This window comes from Gardnerella sp. KA01000 (assembly GCF_049244035.1).
Taxonomy (GTDB): domain Bacteria; phylum Actinomycetota; class Actinomycetes; order Actinomycetales; family Bifidobacteriaceae; genus Bifidobacterium; species Bifidobacterium leopoldii.
Map to the genome: position 1 here is coordinate 1,372,773 of NZ_CP058367.1, position 17,739 is coordinate 1,390,511.

Consider the following 17,739-nt stretch of genomic DNA (forward strand, 5'->3'; position numbering starts at 1 on the left):
AACTAAATAGGATTAAAATCTACCGTAATATAACTTAGAAAATATGAAATAGAAGATTAGCGAAGTGCTGTGTGCATTTCGCTAATCTTTATGAAATAAATTGTTCAATAACGATCATCAGGTATGAAGGCACGTGCAAAAGCAACAATAAGTGTAAAAACAAATGTTTCAATCCACCTATTTGGAGATGAAATGTAAGCAATTGTATTGCCACTAAATATTGCAAAAATTCCAAGCAAGCCAATAAATGTCAACGGCATATAAGTAGCTTCTCGTTTGATAAGTCGCTTAAAATAAGCCAAAATTTGCTTTTTCATAATGATTCACCTACCCCACTGGTCACGACATTGCCATGCGCAATACCCAATTGAAATGCAATACCAACAGAACCACCGAGTTTCTTTAACACTGTCTTTGCTAAGCGCTTCACCGCATAATTCCTTTCCTTAAAACGTTATTTTGCTGTACAAATAAATTGTGCAATGGCTCTCAGTGTAATAAAAAAATACTGTCATGTAATCAGCTGTAACTATATTTAGTGACACAGTAAAATTGGCAATACTTGTGATTGTTATTTTTGGGCTCAGTAGAAATTTTTATGCTGCAAAAATCAACCCAAACACATCCGTTATCGTGTCAGTTTTTGTTAGATTTGCAATTTTTGCCACGATAACTCCATAAATATGTCTTTATTTAAGAATGGTTCCAAAACGGAAATGTTCTTAAATGTTGATTGTTGAGAACATACAAACTGCTAATCGTAAAAGTTTTAAAAAGTTTTCTAAAAACGCTATCGTTAAAAATAAGTACGCCTATTTGTGTAGATAAAATTTGAACGTTAGTATGTTGGTAATTTACAAAACAAGAATCACAAGGAGGTGCTTATTATGACCAATCCTTTGCGCGGTATACGAGAAGAAGATATCGTCAAGTACTTTAAAGATCACAATCTTTCAGTTGATAAGACGTATGTATTTACCATGAAATACGACCCTTGGTGGAAAGATTTACTCAAACTATTTTTGTTACCTAAATTATTCTATGTAGCGCAAAGTGTTGATGCGCGTATTGTTGCTGCCACTAATAATGAGTTTATTGTTGTTAATCCGAATACCATTTTAGGCTCGGGTAATCTAGCTAAATTAGACGATAAGCATCTTCATCGCATTCCGTGGAATCAACTCACTAATTTTGAAGTTATAAATAAGCCAACAACTCAAATAATTCGCTTTACTGCGAATGGTAAAACCGAAGAATGGAGTGTGCCAACGGAAAGTGCTAGCGTATGGCACTTTAATGTGTACAATCTTGATAATTTGAGAAAAACAATACAATCGCACATCTCTTGATAAGCGGATTCCAAAACAAGATACCATATATTGTATGAACACTACTTACGCAATTGTTGATAATGACACGCTTGTATTGCGATATATGCAACTTCTTCTGAAAAGTCGTTTGCCTGAAAACTTTGTTTGTGCATGGATGTGTTTTTCTGCAAAACAAGCTATTCATCGTTGCGTTACAGAAAATACTCCTGACATACTTTTAGTAGATATGTCAATGAGAGAAATGAGTGGTGTTGATGTAATTAAGGCAATTCGCGAGCGCAATAGCAATATTGTTTTGATTGGCATTACTTCCTACATGCTGGATGAATACGTATTGCAAGTTGCTAAGTCGGGTGGTCAAGCGCTAGTACATAAAGACAATTTAGCAGACATAGTTGCAGCTATTCAATCGCGCACAACAAGCTACGGTTGCCCAGAATTGCCACAATATATTGACTATTTTCACACTCCGCAAGAATCATTCAATATGATTTCTCAACTTCCGAAGACTTCAGTTTTGTCTCCTCAAGAATCGGAAATTATGCGCTTGTGCAAACAGGGATCTTCTACGAAAGAGATTGCAGATCAGCTTAATGTGAAAGTTTCAACAGTCAACACGCACTTACGGCGTATTTATGGAAAACTTCAAGTTAAAAGTCGTATGCAAGCGCTCGCTGCGCTCGCAAAATATTCGCATGACATATAACGTGTAAGAAATTAACATGTAAAAGTAGGTAGTTATGAAATTATTAACGCGTATGATCAATTTTTTGCCGCATGATGCCTGGCAGAAAATTGGAATTGGCGCAATCATAAGTTGTACTTTGATTCTTGAAATTTGTTCCTATAATAATCTTCATTACTACTCTAATTGGCATGCAATTACGGTTGAAATAGTATGGATTGTAATCTGCTTATGTATTGCAATATGGCCTCGTAAAGCATCTTTTATTGTGCTTATTTGGATGCCGTTGGTAATTATTGCGCCAAATATCAACTACTCATCTATGATGCTTACCATATTGATTTGTTTAGCAATAGCTGTAATTACTCAACCTTGGTACACTGTGCTTTCTTCTTGCGGAGTTTCTTCATGGTTCTTTATTATCTGCGATTTTCAAAACGCTTATGTGTTAGCGTGGTGGCTTCTTATCACTCTTATTTCTAGCGCAATCGTAAAATACTATATTTCCACTATTCACCAACAGCAGGAACAGTTATTTGCACAGCGTTACAACGTTTTTCAAAAATATGCCACTATTGCAGCAATTCGCATGCACGATGAAGTAACTAATGAGCTTTCCAGCATTATGATGATGGCTCAACAATCTATTGAACCTCAAACAACTCATGAACAAGAGCATGAAAATTCGCGAGAGATTCTTCAACGTGCTACTACAACTGTTCATAGAGCACGTAATATTATTTCTCTTCTTGACAATGCTGCAACTGCAGGCACTGGCGATGTTATGCAATCGACTACATGTTATAAAGATTTTTGCACAGGCTTACGTGTTTTATTTGACGGTGAACAAAAGTCATTTGAAAAGCTTGGCTATATTGGTTCCATTGATTTGAGTAGTGATTTAGCTACTGAAAATTCGAGATCAGCACATTTGCCTTTTGAAGAATGTGCTCAGATTGAGTATATTTGCCGAGAACTGCTTGCGAATGTAAAAAAGCATGCTGCAAAACCTAAAGAATACGCCATGAATGTAATGCTTAATGACCATGAATGTCATATTACGTGTATAAATAGTGCGCAACGAGGCGTTCTTGCTAACTTGCAATTAGGATATGGACTGCGTTTTCATAAGATGCTTGCGGAACGAGTTGGCGGAACTTTTAAAGTTATTGAAGATGGCGATTCGTGGATTATTAATGTACATGTTCCACTTCATGTAGAGAAATAGTCATTGTGCTTTCTTGCGCTTTAATCGAGTATTTGGACACGTTTTAATCGAGTATTTGGACGAAGCTTTGCACAGAAGATGCAAGTAAGCGGTTAATTTGCAATGCAGAATGCTGTTTCGTTGCTATGTCATACACGTTATCGTGGCAGTTTTTGTTAGATTTGCAATTTTTGCCACGATAACTTGCTTAAAAAATATAGTTATACAAAAGGAATAACATTTTCAAGCGAACTTGATGAAATTATAAACTTATTGAACGTTCTTAGCTCTAAGCAAAATGACTAAATTTTGTATCCATTGGCGACAAAGCGACAATTTTGGCGACATAAAAATGCCGCTTTGTGTCATATCTCTCATGTTTATTCTTGACAAACTCATACAACAACTTTAATATTTTTAATAAAAGTTTAATTTAATTAAAGTTTTATAGGTTGACGAAAGGGGTGATATGGATCATATTCCAAAATGGATGGCTAATCTCACAGACGAAGATATGTCGTTTATAAAGAACTTTGTATTATCGTCTGGATCGTTAAAAGAAATGTCGCAAATGTATCAAGTCTCTTACCCAACGATGAGAATCAGGCTTAACCGACTCATTGAAAAGCTGCGCATAAGCGACAATGAACCAGAAGACCCGTTCGTTCTTTTAGTAAAGAGTCTTGCTATTGACGATAAATACGATGTTGACACAGCTCGAACACTCATAAACGAATATAGAAAAAGAAAGGATGAATCATGAGCTATGCATTATTTGGTCCAATAATTGACATTCTTATTGCACTTGTTATATGCGTATTAGTGTTCTTTATTGCAAGAAGTCTTATTCGATATGCGCATTCTCTTAAGAAAGACGATAAGTCATCTAAGCAGTCTGCAGAAGATAAAAGAATTGTATTACAAGACTTATAAAACACAAAAATCACACGTTATCGTGGCAAAAATTGCAAAATTCGCAAAAACTGCCACGATAACTCGAGAGTTTAAGTGCTGCTAGTTTAGTGGAATAACAACATTGACCAGCCAAGTGTCATCATCTTTTTGCGCGTTTAAAGATCCACCTAAACGTTCCACAGATTTTTTGTGGAATAGTAACCCTTTGCCAAAAACAAGCCTTCCACCAAACTTATTCGACAACGAATTCATGCACATTATTTTGCATTCTCGCTCATCAACAGTAACGTTCATAGAAAAGTCAACGCTAGTACTGCAATGCTTACGAATATTAGTAAGCAACTCACTGCACATGCGAATAGCACATTGAGCTTTTTCAGTACTAACAGTTGCAGATGCAGCAAAATCACCACTCCCCGAACTTTTATCAACCACTATTAAAGAGCCATAGTACCCAAGCTGCTCACAAATTTGCCGTTCAGCCTGTAAACGCGCACGAATATTGCATAAAAAATCAGTCAAATTCATGCAATCATTGCTATTAGAACCATAAACAAACTGCGTACTAGCAATATTTGAATCTAAAGAATCATCATACTTTTGTTCAGCTTGCTCAAGCAGGCTGATAACAAGTCTCGCTTTGGAAAGTGCATTACGCGAATGTTCAATAATCTGCTCTAACGATTCTTTTGTATGTTCATTGTTCTCAACATATAAAGCATCTGTCGCAAGCAACGTAATATCAGTAATCTCATTGTTCACATCGTCATGCAATTGCAACGCAACAGACGCAATATAAGACTGGAACTTACTTCGTACAATATCCATTTTTGCGCGATTATTTTCTTCCAACATGTTCAAATATTTGTGCAAAGCGTAGCCACAAATCATAGAAATAAGAACAAAACAAGGAAAAGTAAGCGGAATGTACGCCATTTTTGCAAAGTACATAATATTAAGCGAAACTATGTAAGCGCAAAGCAAATACTTCCACGAATCGTAAAAGCCTGCAACAAGCATGCCAGCGAGCAGCGCAAAAAGCACACAAGTTGCATTTACGCCTGGTACTGCTAACGTTACGCAATAAAAAATCGGAGTTACGAGTGATATTTGACGCGGAAAAGCAATCATAAGAAAAGTTGCAAACATCCAAACGTATTGGCACGCAGATTGTAATGGATTGTGCCACAAACCAGCTGTATTGCAAGATTGCACGTCCATTGATACTACAAGAATCGCCAATATTATGAATAAAGTTCGCTGAATTTTCCAGCTTTTAACCAACTCAATAACGCGCGAAAATGTGTTCATTAACATGCACTATCCGTTTCTTGCAAAAAATTCGGATGATTCTGCGGCGAATTATAAGCATACGACAGATTGCTATTTTGCTCACGATTTTGCATTGCAGCAAATGCGGATATTGCTTGCACTCGGTTAGAAACATGCAATTTTTTGTAAATTCTATGAATATGCGTGTTAATAGTGTTTGGCATAAGACCAAGTTGAGCCGCAATCTGATTCGTTGTGTAGCCTTTAGCAAGCAGATCCATGATTTTTAGTTCTTGAGGCGGCAAAACGCTACGCGATCTTGATTTAGAAAGCCTAATAAAAGATTCTTGCGGTGTAGCAAAATCGTAAGCAACGTCTTTAACGCAACGGCAGCCATACACGTGCTGATTATCGCAATATTGCAAAGCTTCTGCCAAACCTTTGAAATTGTCTTTAGCAACCATTGCCTGCCCACCAACTTGCGCTACTGACGAAGCATAGGATCTGCAGTCATACGAAGTCATACCAATTAAAATAATGCTATTGTTTTTCTCACGAATTGCGCGTATTACGTCTACTCCAGACATGTCTTTCATTGACATATCAATCAAAATATAATCCGGAGTAGTTTTTGCTACTTGGCAGTATTCCAAAGCTTGCGCTCCAGATTTTACGCACCATTTGCACGCGTACTCGCTTGGCAAAAGCTTGCTGAGCACGTTTCGCATAACCGCTAAAACTAATGGATCGTTATCTACTATTGCATACGTTTTTGGCATAATGGCTTTCTTGCAATTTCACGCTACTTTTCTTATATTTTACTTTATAAGTGCGCACAAAATAGAGCAAATTGTGTAGCAAGAAATGATTACAAGTAATGCATGTAAGTCAAATGTGATTATAATAAGTGACAGTATGCGACTTTTGGTTGCGTTGAAAACTCATTTTCAATAATGATTGCAGCAGGATTATATGACAAAACGATTAGTAGTATTGCACTCCGCAGAAGTAGCTGCGATGGCGTTTGCCTCGGCAGCTGCTTTTATGCGTAGTTTTGGCTTTTTTGTTTTGTGGCTTGTTTTAGGACTTCTTTCTGTTGCAATGTATTCTTATGCATATTTTTTCTTGCGCAAGAATGTTCTTGAAGGCGAAAATGCAAGTAACACAAATAATATAGCTGAGCTTGATAGCGATAACACTAACAGTATAAGTAGAGATAGTGAACTTAAGAGCACAGGCAGCAAAAAGGCTTGCGATACTGAAAATTACGATAGCTGCGATAATTGCGATAACTATGACAACAATGTTAAAAACAGCTACGGCTCAGAAAACGACAAAAGCGAAAGTGCCGAAGAAAACAAAGTTGTCGCACTAAAACGCAAAAAAGTCGAATTGCAAAATAAGCAAATACTTAACAATTACTCAAATAATTTAACAAATATTATTACATGCTTTATTTGTGGGCTTATTCACGTTCCTTGGATTTATTACTACGGAATTGCAAATGGTGTCTTAGCATTAGTGATTTTGTGTCGAGTCATAAAGCGCCCACAAGGTCACCCTACGGATAAAAGCGATTTTTAAGGATTTAAACTTATTGGCAATCTACCATTACGTTGAGCACTAACTTTTGAGTACATTTATTGCACGGATTGAATTGAGGCCTCTTGGCGAGCAACATCAAGCGCTTTGTTGAAGGCATCGCTAGTCCAACTTGCTCCAGCAACAACCGAAATATGCAAATTTTTCAACGACTTTCCAACAATTTTTCCAGGTATAGCCTTTGAAAATGCATCCATATGACCTCTTGAAATCGGCGTAAACGGATGAGGCGTTATTTGCACATCGCTAACATTTCCATTTGCAACGCTTAAGCGTACATCAAAACTGTCTTCTGAAACCGGACCATACGTGGATTTGATTTTGTAGTCACCATCTTTGTAATTGCCAGTATCAGTTTTAGACTGGTTTTTAGAATCCCCAGAATCTTCACTTTGAGCTGAAGACTTAGATTGCTGAGCGCCAGCATCGTACTTTCCAGAAGGATTACCACCATCATCCGAGCTTTGACCAGAGTTTCCTGCAAACTCATCATTCATTGGCACAGCACTAGGTTCACCGCAAGCCGACAACATAGCAGAAGATGCAGCTACAATTGCAAGCGTAGCAACGGTTTTTGCAACTTTTTTGGATTTCAAATCATCGCGTGAAACATCGTGAAACATATTATCTGAAATCATAAAATCATCGCCTTTAAATCTTGTATATTTTAAAATCTTGCGCAACTAATCATCTAAATTCGCTAATTTAGGCGACTTAGTAGGCTCATGGTCTTGCAAAGCTTCCACAACACTTTCATCAACGTGAGCACTCGTAAACGCAGGCTTGCCACCAATCGCCTCGTACGCTTTGCGCGCACTCTCATTATTCCAACGCTCACCAACAAGCACACCGTGATTAAGCATAATTTCGCGATCCGCGCATTGAGCAACCAGAGAATCGTGAGTTACAACAATAATCGTAGTCCCTTGATTGTGCAGCTGCTTAAACAAATCGAGCACAATCTGCTCATTTTTTTCATCCAAATTACCAGTCGGCTCATCCGCAAGCAGCAACTTCGGACAGTTAATAAGCGCGCGAGCAACGCAGACACGCTGCTGCTCGCCGCCAGAAAGCTGGCTTGGCAAATGATGAGCGCGATCCTTCAAGCCCACGCGATCCAAAGCGTCCATTGCTTGAGCTTCGTCAACAACAGAATGATAGTATTGCGCAACCATCACGTTTTCAACTGCCGTTAAATGCGGCACAAGATAAAACTTTTGAAAAACTAAACCGATTACGTTTTTACGAACGTCAGCAAGCTGACCTGCGTTCAAATCCTCAAGTTTGCGACCTTGCAAAGACACGGAACCCTTGGACGGAGAATCCATGCAGCCAATAATGTTCATTAGCGTTGTTTTGCCAGAACCACTCGAGCCAACAATAGAAAGCCACTCACCTTCTGGCACAGTAAGCGACAAATCGTCAACCGCGCGAAGAGATCCGTAAATCTTGGAAATATGATCCAAAGTCAACAGCATTTTTGGCTTAGACTCCGCGCCTTCCAACTTATTTTCTATATTCTCTGTCATATTAAATCCTTAACTCAAATCTTAAACAATCTCTAAATTTACGCTTAAAATTATTCTTCTCGAAGCACAATCGCAGGATCGATCTTTGAAGCGCGCAAAACAGGCGGCAACGCAGCAACGCAAGATGCAATAATGCTAAACGCCACCGAGAACGCAACAAGCCACCAATTCACGCCCAAATCTCTAGAGAACACCATTGCTGCAAGCAAACGAGCAAACACATACCCTACTGCGGTACCAGCAACGCCACCAACGAAGCCATATAATCCAGCTTCAGCAGTAAACTCCACGCCAATACTCCGTGCGCTCGCACCCAAAGCTTTGCGCAAACCAATTTCATTTCGACGCTGCTGCACAATCGAAGAAATAGTAGTGCTCACACCAACCATCATCAACACTAGAACAACTAGCGATACAATGCAGAACAGGCTGCGAAGCATAGTGATAATACCAGTGTCAGCAGCAGTAACTTTAGTAACTTGCTGAGCACGCACACGCATAGAAGTCATGTCGTTAATACTTCTCACAACAGCATCAACACTAGGAGCAGAAGACGAGTAAGCAATAACATCCGTACCACGCTTAACTCCTGTAAGAGAATTTACATCTGCGTTTAGCGCATATAACATGGAATCCTCTGCGCCGCCTGTGTCCAAAATGCCACAAACTCGGAAAGTTGTGCCGTGAGTATCCATAATATCTGTTGAGACTCTGCCTTCAACGAGCTTTTGTTGAGATGAATTTTGTGCAGATTCTTCTGAAGAATTTGCAACAGAATTTTGCGCTGGTTTATCTGCAGATTTATTTGCAGCCTTATTTTCAGACTTCTCTGCTGGCTTATGCGAGCCGGCAGTATTATCCGAGGATCTATACGCAATCGCAATTCGAGAACCTATTTTTAAGCCCATCGCAAGAGCTACATCTCGCCCAACCATAACATTTCCACTGCTAGGCCAAGAGCCGTCTACATTCCAATGCTTATTAAGCGACTTTACTGGACGAACGTCTATTCCTGCTAAAACATACGGAGCTGCGTTAATACGCACGTTTTCGTAACGATACGTAGCAGAGCGCATAGCACCTTTTGCAAGAACCATATCATTTGTGTGCAAAACCATTGCGCGATCAATACCGTTTTTCCACTCGCCCTCAATTGGAGTTACGATAATATTCGCTCCATACGCACGCATTTCATCGCTCATTTGCTGAGGCACAACAAGGCAGATTGCAGCTAAACAAAACAGCGTGGCAGCACCAACAAGCGTTGCAATAACAGCCATCAAAGCACGCGATTTTCTACGAAATACCGCGCTAAATAGCATGGTAATAAACATAGAATTGTTGGAAGTCATATAAGATTTACCTGCCATGAAGCACCTCCGCAGGACGCACACTCAAAATCGAACGAATCGACGAGCCTGCAGCAGCAAGCACAGTCAACGCAAGCAGCACGAACACCAGAACAAATACCATCGGTCGGAACAAAATCGCAGAGTCGAACACTGTAAAACCAATAATCTGCGCCACTGCAAATCCCAAAGCCATGCCGAGTAACGCTCCACCAAACGCAATAACCGCAGTTTCCATAAGCATAAGACGAGCAACAGCACCATCACGCGCACCCAAAGCCTTAAGCAATGCAAGCTCACCGGAACGCTCAGAAATTGAAGCAGCCATAAGATTCGCCACAGCAACAGCCGCAGCAATTAAACTCAACGCAGTCATCAAAACCATAACAGCTCGCGTCTTATTTAATACGTTACCCTGAAGAGCTGCAACTTGACGAACCTGCTTTGCAACAGCTCCAGGAATTACCTCCTCAATTTGGTAAGTAATCGAACTCGGGTAAGCCGTGCAATACCAAGTTTCCCACTCTTCCTGGCTGAGCGCTGCCGGATTTTTAGCAGCCTTGCGCGCTAAATCATTTTCAGGAGTAGTAAGCGCCTTTACTTCAATCGAATCAACCTTATTCGGCTTATTTGCAAGGCTTTGAGCATCGCTAGAACTTGCGTAGATTGCGTTATTATCGTCGTCGCCAGAATCGTATATGCCAACCAAGCGCAACGAAACCTCGCGCCCGTCACGAATCAAACGCAAACGCTGACCAATTTTTAAGTGCAAACGCTCAGCTAGCTGCGCACCTACCATTGCTTCAGATTTATTATCTTTTGCCCAACGACCTGCATTAATCTTCCACCAAGAGCGCAAACCCCTAACACCAACAACCGTTGTTTCCCCGGAAGCGAGCGCAAGCTTACGATTAAACCAAGTTCCAATAATAGGCACTACCAAATCGCCAGAAGATTTCGCTTCAAGATTTGCGTGAACTTTTATTTTCGGCGCAAAATTAGTGATATTAAACGCCCAGAAAATCATTTTTATTTTTGCAGCATCAGATTCTTTTAGCGAAGCAGTAGACTCGTGACTTTCCGCAGCCTTTAAACTCCCAGAACCATTAGTATCAATCTGCTCTCGAGAAGCATACAAATCATTTACAACAGCGCTAGATTTTGGCTGAACCACAATATTTGAACCATATGAACTAAGCTCTGCGTTAATTTTGTCTCCAACGTCATACACAACGCTAAGCATTGACACACTAACGCACGCGCTTAAGCACACTACGAGCGCAATTAACACACGCTTTTTCAATTGCCGCACAAGAGATCGAGCAACCATGCGCATCATAAACATAGCAACTCTCCCTTACTTAAAATGCGAACTGAGCACGTCTAAATCAGCAGTATGAATTGTGATTTTGCCATGCCCAGCCTTATACGGGAACGGAATCGGATTGCAACCACCTTTAAAACCGATAGTTGCCAAATTAATTGCTACGTCACATTTACGGCAAATAATCTTACCGTCTTTTTCATAGTAGCCTGCATCTCCACAGTTTTCGCAAGCATCCAAGCCAACGCCATACGCTCCACCATTCTTTTTAATGATTATAAAGCGCATAACAGTGCCGTCTTTTGCTTTGTATTGGAAGCGATGCAAATGACCATCTGAAACTTGAACGTAATTAATAGTCGCAACACCATCGTGCAATTCGTACGGTTCTGGAGGCGTAAGAGTTGGTTTAATATTCATAATAGATACGCCTACAGTAAGCGTAAGTATTACTGTGATAGCAGCCAAAAGAGCTGCGAGCGCAGACTTTCGAGATTTCCTTTTAAACGCTCGCTTCGCGCGAATTTCTGCAGCATTTTCACCAACTACAGCCGTTTTAAAGCCGATTATTACGGATGCAGCAGCAGGAATCATAAACACGCTAATTTGCGCCATAATCATTAACGGAGCGTTATTAATTAGCCAAACAAGCACGCTGAAAGAAAAGTCATCCATATAAAGCAGAATGCTTCCTTGCATAATCTGCAAAAGTGAAGTTATGTGTTGCACTAGCAAAATAATCATGCTCAAAACTACAGCAATTTTGAAGCAAATAGCGTCAGATGTAGTGCGCAAAGAACGAACCATAAGGCTTAAGCAAATAGCAGCAATAACGCCAAGTACAAAACCAAGCGCGCGAAGCAACATGTCTGATGTAAAAGGCGGAGTGCTTGAATCTACGAAAATAGTAAGCTGCAAAATAACATCTGGTAAAGCATAAAACACAGTAAACGCTAAACAACATGCACCAATCACGTTACTTATGTGCATTAAAAGCGGGCAATTACGCCAATTTCTTACTATTTTGTGTGAAAAGATAACCACAATAATTGCAGCAATATCAAACGGAACAGCAATGCACAACGCCGGCATATTAACAAAGTTTCGCTGATTAATTACCACAGATGCGCGAAGTATAGCAAAAATAAGAGCTGCAACTGTGCCTGCAGACAGCCCATACAATCTCCAGCGTGCGCTTAGAGGCTTATCTCGCCCCTCGCCAACAGTAAGCGATGTGCTTAATCCCATTGTGAGTAGCGCAAGAGGGAGCAGCCCAGGCATAACTGCCACAAACAGTCTGAGCATAACTCCCTCCTTTGCTATTACTTATTATTTACTAAAATTATTAATTAATCGCTAATTATTAACTAGCCATCACTACCACTGACGAGGAGTGTACTTCCAATCGTCGAAGGTTGCCTTAATTGGCTCAGTCCAGAAGCGACCGGTTACGCCAGTAGCAGGATCGACATGAAGCATCCAACCCTTCTTTTCTGGGGATTCAATAGAAAGCACGAGCTTGTAATTTCCAGCCTTGTCAAGCTTAACGTTTGCACCGTAGTGAGGGCCATCGGAAGCGTTCATCTGCATAAAAGTACCCTTGCCAACGGATTCACCGCTTGCCTTATCGACAATCTCATAATTCACAGTCAAATCTGGAATGAACTCGCCCTTACCGTAGCCAAGCTTTGTACCTTTTTGGTTAGCGTGGATATCGGCTTCAAGGTGGAAGCTTGCTTCACTTGCCTTCAAACCCATACCGGCTGGGAGCATATCAACTGGCTGGAAGTACACGGCACCAATAGTAAGAGGTCCAATGTTCTGATCTTGGTGAGGACCAACTGGAACCTCCTCAAAGCCCTTATCGCCGCCCTTGTCATCAGACTTGTTATCAGACTTCTGCTCGGTTGCTTGTGACTTAGCATCAGTTTTAGCTGAATTGCCATTGGAACCGCATCCAGCGAGCGCAAGCAGTCCAGCAAGAGCTAAAGCTGCAATTGCTGTCATTTTATTATTCTTCATATCTAACCTTCTGTGTTTGTTGTTAGTTATTTTTATTTAATTGTTGTTATTGGTTGTTTATTAATTATTTATTAGTTGGTTATTTGTTGTTTTGCTTATTTATTTTCTATCGCGCGTTTCCCACGACTTCGCGCAATAGATACGCAAAGCAGTGAAATCACAACAATTGCTGCCACAATTTGAGCAACAATCGTCTCAACATACGGATAGAACCCAAGCCAATCGTTAGTTGGCAAGCCTTGAATATACATTCCTTCGAGAGCATCGCCCTCGATTAACGCGTGCACACCACCGCCTGCAAAAATCACTACGAGAACAGACATAAGAGCACTTGTTCCAGTAAAGAATGGGCGAATTGGTATGTGCACAGATGCGAAACGAATCAGCAAGAATATCACTACAAGAACTGCAGCAGCGGAAATGAAGCCTCCCCAAATCATAGAGTCAGCTCCGTTTGAAACTGCAAAGATTGCTTGATAGAAGATTACAGTTTCAGCACCTTCGCGGAACACCGCAAGGAAACTCAATAACGCTAAAGAAACCAAACTTCCCTTAGAAACTGCTGCCGTTGTTTGCTCACTAATATACTTATTCCATGCTTGCACTGAAGATCTAGAAATCATCCAATTACTCGTGTAAAGCAGCATAAGCATTGCGAACAATGCAACAACGCCTTCTGTAATCTCCTGCTGCGGACCAGAACCATTAAATAGCAAGCCGAATAGTGCAGCTACAGCAAGAGATGCCACAATTCCAGCCGCAATACCTAGGTAAATATACTTCACCATATTCTTGTGACCAGATTTAACAAGGTAAGCAATAATTGCTGCAACAACTAGCAACGCTTCCAAACCTTCACGAAGCAAAATTACGAAAGCCTGACCGAATGAGCTAGTTATGAATTGCATAAATGGATTTGCGCTTGAAGATGCGCCTTTGTCTAATTTTGCTGCGTCTTCAATAAGCATCGCTTTAAGATCCGTTACGAACTTTTTAGCTTGCTCAATAGTTCCGCCGTTGTTCATTGTTTGGCGGCACTCTTTGAATTGATACTCGACAGTCGAAACGCGACTTCCGCTTATTGCATTCATCACGTTCTTCTCGAAACCAAGCTTTTCGTAATACTGGTAATAGGCTTCGTTAATTAAATCAACTGCAGATGCTACTTGAGTTTTATTACCTTTTGCAGACTTGTATTTTGCAACAGACTTGTCGAGAATAACGTTCATTTCTCGAGCAACTTGACCCCACGTACGACCATTGCGCCCGAGGTTTTTCTTTTTTGCAGCATCAAGCTTTTTGCGCTCTGCTTTAATTTGCGCACGCAACTTTTGTGCATAAACATTTGGCTTATCCACTTTTAAGTTGGCATCGAGACTAGATGCAGTTTGTGCAACATCCACTGAAAGAGCCGTTGAAACAGCACTTATTTGCGAACCTTGATTTTGCTGGTATACAAGCGTTTGTAGCTGCTGGAATTGATCAGTTTGTGCCTGAACTTTATTCTGCCCGATTGCATCTCGCACAACCGTAATCATGTTAGAAGCAACATAAACGGAATTGTATGCTGCTTCAAATCGAGTTGCAGCTCCAGAATTATTGCCACTATTGTATTCTGATTGACCTTGTAGCAATTCTTTATTAATTGCTTTAGAAACTTCTGTCCAGCTAGTATATGAACGATCCGCATCTGTTGCAAAAGCTGGAATAGTTGTAGCGAACGAACTCACTATACAACCTACCAACATGCACACAGCCAGAATCAGCGCAGCCGAGTCACGAATAATTCGGCGCACTTTTACATACGCGCGCATAACATCTCCTCGCGTTCTTCCGCGTCTTCTTGCGATTCCGCACTTCTCACGCGTTTTACGCCTTTTGCGTTAACGCATTTCTGCATATCTACGCGCTCTACCCCAAATTGAGCGCACCCAACTAAAACTTGCCATTACAAAGGCCCCACAGGTACATAATATCGACATATCATGTAGATTGATATAGTTCTACGCAAAAAACACGCAAATATTACAAAAATGATATTGATAACGATAATTATCAATCTTTTTGCGATTATGCAGCAAAAAAGTGCGCTGGAAAGGCGGCCGTTTTGCGAAGCGCATAATTTGGCGAGATTACAGCAAACTCAGCGCCGGCAGTTTGCATAATTTTTTGCAAATCGTTTTCTTGCGAAACAAAAAGCGCAGTTGCGAGCGCGTCGGCATAAGCAGTTGGAAAAGCGCAAGTTTTAGCAGGAATATACGCCCAGCTTGCAGAAAGTTTTTGCGAAGGAACGCCGTCTAAAGCGTTAATCAGATGAGTTGCAATTAAATTAGATTCAAAAGCATTGTCTGCAAGGCAATTTGCGTCTTTTACTTTCCAACGCTTTCTTGCAGCAGACGAAGCACACAACGCTCCGCTTGCAATTGATGCCACTCCAACTGCTTGCGTTGTATCAAAAGGATTTTCCAGCGCAACTTTTATTTGGTAATCTTCATCGCTAAAGCAAGCGCGCATATCACCGCCGGCATTTACCAAAAAATCGCAATCCGAAAGCGAATCGTCACCAAGCTCGTCTTTAAGAATATTCGTTACAAGATCTACAAAATAACCCTTCCCAGCTGCCCCAAAATCAAGCTGCACTGGCTGATTTGTGTGAAGCGTTGTGCCGCTGTCATCTCGAGAAATATCTGCCCACTTAACTGGCAAAGCGCGGCGATATTTGCTCCAGCTGCCGCTGACACTGCCACTATTCTCGCTCGCGCTAACAGTAGATTCCGGAACGAATTGCACAGAATTATCGTAGCCAAGCGCAAGCAGATCCGCGCCAATACAAGCGTCGAAAGCTCCGCGAGTGGCATCGTAAAACTCGTCGTAAATTGCAAAAAGCGACCCAGCCCACGACGGAAACTCAAAATCGCCGCCATGCTCCGCACAAGCCATACGCGAAACAAGCGAATCTTCACGAAAGCGCGAAAGAGTGCGCTCATACTCTTCAACAAAAGCGTGAATCCGCTGCTCAACACCCTGCGGAATCGGCTTGCTACTGGAAATAATAATCCCCGTTCCAAGCGCGCGCTCAATCGCAACAACATTCCTAAACATCGCTTGCTTCAATCCCTAAGTCAAAACTCTCTGTTACTCGTCAAAATCCGCAACAAAACAACAAAAACAGCAAAATGTCGACATAGTTTACAGACAGTCTCATTCTATACCGACATTTTTAAAAAATAGCAGCATAGCACACAAAAACATTCGCCTATACCTACATTCTGGCAAAATGAAGGCATAGCGTGCAAAAAATATTCATCTATACCAAAATTTTTGCAAAAACGCATTATAGAAATATTTACGGCACTGGCAACATAACGCAACTCGTTTCTGCGTAGCACGATTTACGCGTTTTAATGAATACCCATAACAACTAGCTAAGAAACAAATAAACAACGCTACTTAAGCAACCAATCAACAATGTTTTCAACACGAATGCCGTCGTAATCATCATCTAAAGCCTTACTCAAAGTAATAACCAGCTTTTCATAATTATTCTGAATCTTCCGAAGCGGCTTTAACTCTCGCTCGCGCATAGACTCATCCATCATGCTTTCAGTTACTTGAATATAAAGCTTTTCGCAAGCAGAAGTCGCAACAAAATCCACCTTTTACAAGTTTAAGTCATTCATGACCTAAACTTTTCTTTTTCGTGAGTTTAAGTTATTGATAACTCAAACTTTGTATTTTTGCAAGTTTAGATTGCACACTATAGCGATACATAATTGCTAGATTCAATCTATACCATAACGCGTTTTATACGCAGCGTAATCCTTATCTTGCAAAACACTAGCCACATTCGGCGCGTATTCGTATTCTTCTTCAACAAGATGAGCAAACTGCTGTTGAGCTAAAAGCTCAACCTGCAAAGGCTTTGTAATAATGTGGAACATATCTTCAAGAAGCTTTGTCTTGTTAGTATCTTTAGCCTGGATCGAAGCTTCGTCGTTAACACGCTGCGTTATTAATCCCCAATCGAAATGGTATCCAGCATCTCGCGCAACTATATCCCAAAAAACGCGTTGCGTTCTACCATTGCCCTCACGAAATGGGTGTAAAACATTAAAATTATTGTAATTTACGCTTAGCTTACTAATAAACTCGTCAATAGATAAACCTTGTAATAAATTATCATTTTTAAGCGTTTGCTCGCAGTAGCGAATTCCAACGCCCATATATTCAAGCGGATGAAACGGCTCGCCACCGCCTTTAGACATGTCAATAGTGCGAATCTGACCAGCCCAATCGTAAACATCCTGGAAAAGATAATGATGAATCCACTGCAATTGCTTAACAGTTCCTTCAGCATGCGGCAAATTTTCGTACAAAATAGAACATCTTGTGAGAACAGCATCGTTCTCATATTTATCTAATTCAATCTGATTATTTATATTAGATTTGTTCTTCAATACCCTTGTGTGAGGAATAAGATAAGGGTCAAAAACTGTTTCCACG

At 40.6% G+C, this 17,739-nt stretch carries 19 protein-coding genes; 6 read left to right on the forward strand and 13 right to left on the reverse strand.

Features of this window, described 5'->3' with window-relative positions:
* Positions 1–104: 104 nt before the first annotated feature.
* Positions 105–317, reverse strand: a complete 213-nt coding sequence (locus HXT58_RS05325; protein ID WP_004105675.1) for a hypothetical protein — start codon at positions 315–317, stop codon at positions 105–107.
* Between the two features lie 570 nt (positions 318–887).
* Between HXT58_RS05325 and HXT58_RS05330 the strand changes: the two genes are divergently transcribed.
* The 5 genes from HXT58_RS05330 (at position 888) to HXT58_RS05350 (ending at position 4,156) form a co-directional block, all read left to right on the forward strand.
* Positions 888–1,349 carry a hypothetical protein gene (locus HXT58_RS05330; protein WP_004574152.1) on the forward strand — a complete coding sequence of 154 codons (462 nt, stop codon included), beginning with the start codon at positions 888–890 and terminating at the stop codon, positions 1,347–1,349.
* A gap of 34 nt (positions 1,350–1,383) precedes the next feature.
* Positions 1,384–2,037 (forward strand): LuxR C-terminal-related transcriptional regulator, encoded by a 654-nt coding sequence (locus HXT58_RS05335; RefSeq protein ID WP_415705781.1) that lies wholly within the window; start codon positions 1,384–1,386, stop codon positions 2,035–2,037.
* Between the two features lie 34 nt (positions 2,038–2,071).
* Positions 2,072–3,244, forward strand: a complete 1,173-nt coding sequence (locus HXT58_RS05340; RefSeq protein WP_101885855.1) for an exodeoxyribonuclease V — start codon at positions 2,072–2,074, stop codon at positions 3,242–3,244.
* A 448-nt stretch (positions 3,245–3,692) separates the two neighbouring features.
* On the forward strand, positions 3,693–3,986 hold the full coding sequence (locus HXT58_RS05345; protein WP_004110367.1) for a DUF2089 family protein: 294 nt from the start codon (positions 3,693–3,695) through the stop codon (positions 3,984–3,986).
* Complete coding sequence (locus tag HXT58_RS05350; protein WP_004105682.1) at positions 3,983–4,156, forward strand: hypothetical protein; 174 nt, start codon at positions 3,983–3,985, stop codon at positions 4,154–4,156. Before HXT58_RS05345 ends, HXT58_RS05350 begins: the two co-directional genes overlap by 4 nt.
* An 81-nt stretch (positions 4,157–4,237) precedes the next feature.
* Here HXT58_RS05350 and HXT58_RS05355 read toward each other — a convergent pair whose 3' ends face one another.
* Both HXT58_RS05355 and HXT58_RS05360 read right to left on the reverse strand, forming a co-directional pair.
* Complete coding sequence (locus tag HXT58_RS05355) at positions 4,238–5,455, reverse strand: histidine kinase (protein WP_415705779.1); 1,218 nt, start codon at positions 5,453–5,455, stop codon at positions 4,238–4,240.
* A complete protein-coding gene (locus tag HXT58_RS05360; protein WP_415705777.1) occupies positions 5,449–6,189 on the reverse strand; it encodes a LuxR C-terminal-related transcriptional regulator in 741 nt (246 codons plus the stop codon). The genes HXT58_RS05355 and HXT58_RS05360 overlap by 7 nt, the downstream gene beginning before the upstream one ends.
* A 193-nt stretch (positions 6,190–6,382) precedes the next feature.
* Between HXT58_RS05360 and HXT58_RS05365 the strand changes: the two genes are divergently transcribed.
* The gene (locus HXT58_RS05365) at positions 6,383–6,994 is read left to right on the forward strand and encodes a hypothetical protein (protein WP_004105689.1); all 612 of its coding nucleotides are present in this window, start codon (positions 6,383–6,385) and stop codon (positions 6,992–6,994) included.
* A 56-nt stretch (positions 6,995–7,050) separates the two neighbouring features.
* Here HXT58_RS05365 and HXT58_RS05370 read toward each other — a convergent pair whose 3' ends face one another.
* The 10 genes from HXT58_RS05370 to HXT58_RS05415 all read right to left on the reverse strand — a co-directional run bounded on the left by HXT58_RS05370 (position 7,051) and on the right by HXT58_RS05415 (position 17,738).
* Positions 7,051–7,650 (reverse strand): FMN-binding protein, encoded by a 600-nt coding sequence (locus HXT58_RS05370; protein ID WP_410297148.1) that lies wholly within the window; start codon positions 7,648–7,650, stop codon positions 7,051–7,053.
* Between the two features lie 45 nt (positions 7,651–7,695).
* Positions 7,696–8,541 carry an ABC transporter ATP-binding protein gene (locus tag HXT58_RS05375; RefSeq protein WP_415705775.1) on the reverse strand — a complete coding sequence of 282 codons (846 nt, stop codon included), beginning with the start codon at positions 8,539–8,541 and terminating at the stop codon, positions 7,696–7,698.
* A gap of 50 nt (positions 8,542–8,591) precedes the next feature.
* On the reverse strand, positions 8,592–9,911 hold the full coding sequence (locus tag HXT58_RS05380; RefSeq protein WP_032842352.1) for an ABC transporter permease: 1,320 nt from the start codon (positions 9,909–9,911) through the stop codon (positions 8,592–8,594).
* Complete coding sequence (locus tag HXT58_RS05385) at positions 9,901–11,235, reverse strand: ABC transporter permease (protein ID WP_004105697.1); 1,335 nt, start codon at positions 11,233–11,235, stop codon at positions 9,901–9,903. The genes HXT58_RS05380 and HXT58_RS05385 overlap by 11 nt, the downstream gene beginning before the upstream one ends.
* Positions 11,236–11,247: 12 nt before the next feature.
* Complete coding sequence (locus HXT58_RS05390) at positions 11,248–12,519, reverse strand: Fe-S-containing protein (protein ID WP_415705773.1); 1,272 nt, start codon at positions 12,517–12,519, stop codon at positions 11,248–11,250.
* Positions 12,520–12,591: 72 nt separating this feature from the next.
* Positions 12,592–13,236 carry an iron transporter gene (locus HXT58_RS05395; RefSeq protein WP_004105701.1) on the reverse strand — a complete coding sequence of 215 codons (645 nt, stop codon included), beginning with the start codon at positions 13,234–13,236 and terminating at the stop codon, positions 12,592–12,594.
* Between the two features lie 95 nt (positions 13,237–13,331).
* Positions 13,332–15,050: an FTR1 family protein gene (locus HXT58_RS05400; protein ID WP_174164279.1), complete on the reverse strand. Its 1,719-nt coding sequence runs from the start codon at positions 15,048–15,050 to the stop codon at positions 13,332–13,334.
* 256 nt (positions 15,051–15,306) lie between these two features.
* Complete coding sequence (locus tag HXT58_RS05405) at positions 15,307–16,338, reverse strand: FAD:protein FMN transferase (protein WP_174164281.1); 1,032 nt, start codon at positions 16,336–16,338, stop codon at positions 15,307–15,309.
* Positions 16,339–16,682: 344 nt separating this feature from the next.
* Positions 16,683–16,892, reverse strand: coding sequence for an ATP-binding protein (locus HXT58_RS05410; protein ID WP_004574165.1), 210 nt, complete (start codon positions 16,890–16,892; stop codon positions 16,683–16,685).
* A 126-nt stretch (positions 16,893–17,018) separates the two neighbouring features.
* Positions 17,019–17,738: a Fic/DOC family protein gene (locus tag HXT58_RS05415; RefSeq protein ID WP_415705771.1), complete on the reverse strand. Its 720-nt coding sequence runs from the start codon at positions 17,736–17,738 to the stop codon at positions 17,019–17,021.
* Position 17,739: the final 1 nt, after the last annotated feature.